Below are 3056 nucleotides of genomic sequence, written 5' to 3'. Positions count from 1 at the left end.
GGTGGGTTACATCTCTCGACTGGTGCGCGCGTCCATGCTCGAAACGCTGGGTGAGAACCATATCCGGATGGCTCGCTCTTTCGGGATTTCGGAATGGCGCATTGTTTACCACTACGCTCTGCCGCTTGCGATCTTGCCAACGGTAACCATCTTGGGCGTAGGGATCGCATGGCTGCTGTCGGCAGCGGTGTTTGTCGAGGTGGTGTTCGCAAGACCCGGGATCGGCGCGCTGATCGTGCAGGCGGTGAACACGCGCAATTATCCAATTGTTATGGGCATTGTCGTGGTCACCACATTCCTTGTCGTCATTTCAACAACGGCCTCCGATCTGGTCAATGCAAGCCTTGACCCGCGGGCTCGGGAAAAGCTCTGATATGACAAGCATTGACACGAATGGTACAGAAGCTCCAGCAAGGCACTATCCAGGTGCCCTCGGAGGCTTCCTGCGGCAACTGCTTAAAAACCGTCTGGGCATGCTTGGCGCGGTGCTTGTCCTGGTCGTGGTGGCGAGCGCAATCTTTGGTCCGCTCATCGTCACACATGACCCTATCCGCATTATGGTCGGGCCTCGTTTGGCGGGCCCTTCAGCAGATTTTCTTCTTGGCACGGATCAACTCGGCCGCGACACCTTTTCGCGTACCATCACGGGCGGCCGCATCCCGCTTCTCGTCGCGTTTGCATCCCTCGGTAGTTCGCTGGCAGTCGGCCTTGTGCTGGGGCTTATCGCGGGGTTCGGGCCGCGCTGGCTCGACAGTCTTCTGCTACTATTCTTCGACACGATCCGCTCCTTTCCCGGGATCATATTTGCGTTGGCCATCATCGCGCTTCTTGGCCCCAGCATGGCCAGCGTCATTCTTGTCATCGCCATCACCTCGATGCCGATCTATGCGCGTGTCGTGCGCACCCAAACGCAAGCCCTGCGCAACTCCGATTACATTGACGCGGAGCGAAGCATGGGCGCTGGCACGACGCGTATCCTTGCTGTCCACATGCTGCCTAACGTGGTTGGGCCGCTTCTTATTCTTGTGAGCATGGATGTGCCTGCGGTGATTGCCTTTGAAGCAGGTCTGGGCTTTCTCGGCATGGGTGTGCGCCCTCCGACGCCAGACTGGGGAGCGATCCTGAATGATGGCTACAGCTATATCAATCAGACCCCCTGGCTGGTTTTTGCCGGCGGCATTCCAATCGTGGTCGCCACGCTGGGCTTCACATTCCTTGGCGAGGCATTGCGTGACATATTCGATCCCAAGCTGCGGAAAGACCTATGAGACATGAGGATCCGATGCCACACATGTCCGCCCGGCCGCTTCTCGAGGTTCGGAACCTTGGCCTCGACTTCGGCTCGCCACGCGGGCGTGTTCATGCTCTGCGCAACGTCTCGCTCGACGTGCCAGCCGGACAGGTAGTCGGGATTGTCGGGGAAAGCGGATCCGGCAAGTCCACGCTTGCGTATACGGTGATGGGTCTACTTCCAGAAAACGCTCAGGTTACTGCCGGCAGTATCATATTCGAAAGACGCGACCTGCTTACGCTGACTGCCCAGACGCGACGCAGTCTGATGGGCGATCGCCTCTCCATGATCTTCCAGGATCCGATGACCGCGCTCAATCCGGTGCGGAACATCGAGAGCCAGATGATCGATATCCAACACCACGAACAACGAGGCCGTAGTGAAAAGCGCGATCGAGCCGTCGACATGCTCAAGCGAGTCGGAATTCCCGATCCGCAAAGCCGCATCGGGAATTATCCGCATCAGTTCTCTGGTGGCATGCGCCAGCGCATCTGCATTGCCATGGCGCTTTTGGTGAAGCCGGCGCTGCTCATCGCCGACGAGCCAACCACAGCGCTTGATGCAACGTTGGAAGTCCAGATCATACATTTGCTCAAGGATCTGCAAAGGGAGATCGGTTGCTCCATCCTGTTTGTCTCCCATCATCTCGGCGTCGTCGCTGAATTGTGCGACCACGTTGCCGTCATGTATGCGGGCGAGGTGGTGGAGCAGGGGGCGGTGCGGGACATCTTTCATAGTCCGGGCCATCCCTACACTCGGGCGCTGCTTGAGTGCGACCCTGGACGGATCAAACAACGGACGCGCAATTTGCCGACCATCCCGGGAGAGGTCCCCAGTCTGCTCGCAAGCAAAAAGGGATGTATCTTCCACCCGCGGTGTCCTCACGCCTTCGATCGCTGCGTGCATGAGACGCCTGGCGAATACCGTGTCGCTGCTGACCAGGTTGCGCGATGCCACCTGCTCGATCGAGCCGGGATGGTTGCGGCATGAGTGCGTTGCTGAGTGTCCAGGACCTGCGCGTCCGCTTCCGCACCATGGGGTCACTGAAGGCTCTCACCACGGGCACGGCAGACCCTTTCATTGAGGCTGTGTGCGGCGTCTCCTTTGAAATCCGCAAGGGCGAAACGCTTGCCCTCGTCGGCGAAAGCGGATCTGGCAAATCCACCATCGCGCGCACGATCATCGGCCTTCAGCCGGCTGTTAGCGGCAGCATTCGTTTCGACGAACAGGAACTTATCGGCCTTAAAGCGGCCGAACGAAAGTCCTACCTGCGCCGCATGACGATGATGTTCCAGGATTCCGTGGGCTCCCTCTCGCCGCGGCTGACCGTGCAGTCGCTCCTCACCGAGCCATTCCGCATACACGGCGTGAGCAATCGCGATCTCGGTGCCGAAGCGGAGCGCCTGTTGCGCACGGTCGGCTTGCCGGCGGACTTTGGGCGCCGCTATCCCCACCAGCTCTCTGGCGGTCAGGCCCGGCGCGTCAGCGTCGCTCGTGCCCTTGCACTCAACCCAGACCTGATCATCGCCGACGAGCCCACAGCTGGGCTCGACGTGTCGGTCCAGGGCGAGGTGCTTAATCTGCTTGCTCGCCTCCAGGATGAACTCGGGATCGCCATCCTGATCATCACCCACAACCTAAACGTAGTCCGCCACATGGCCGATCGTATGGCGATCATGTATCTCGGGCGCATTGTCGAGATTGGCTCAACCCAAAACATCTTCGATCATCCCCGCCATCCTTATACGCAGGCCTTGCTCTCGGC

At 59.5% G+C, this 3056-nt stretch carries 4 protein-coding genes; all 4 read left to right on the top strand.

The annotated features are described in order from the left end of the window. Positions 1–373 (top strand): ABC transporter permease (locus JQK88_RS35270; protein WP_203281182.1); only part of this gene is annotated, 373 nt, incomplete at its 5' end. Position 374: 1 nt separating this feature from the next. Next, a complete protein-coding gene (locus JQK88_RS35265) occupies positions 375–1268 on the top strand; it encodes an ABC transporter permease (protein WP_203281174.1) in 894 nt (297 codons plus the stop codon). A gap of 14 nt (positions 1269–1282) precedes the next feature. Next, positions 1283–2281, top strand: a complete 999-nt coding sequence (locus tag JQK88_RS35260; protein WP_246750188.1) for an ABC transporter ATP-binding protein — start codon at positions 1283–1285, stop codon at positions 2279–2281. Next, positions 2278–3056, top strand: a 779-nt coding sequence (locus JQK88_RS35255; protein WP_203281170.1) for an ATP-binding cassette domain-containing protein, incomplete at its 3' end; no start/stop codon positions are given. The genes JQK88_RS35260 and JQK88_RS35255, both read left to right, overlap by 4 nt.

The sequence above is a fragment of the Mesorhizobium caraganae genome, assembly GCF_016836705.1.
Taxonomy (GTDB): Bacteria; Pseudomonadota; Alphaproteobacteria; order Rhizobiales; family Rhizobiaceae; genus Mesorhizobium; species Mesorhizobium caraganae.
Note: the sequence above shows the minus strand (reverse complement) of the source record. Positions and strands in the feature narration are given on the sequence as shown.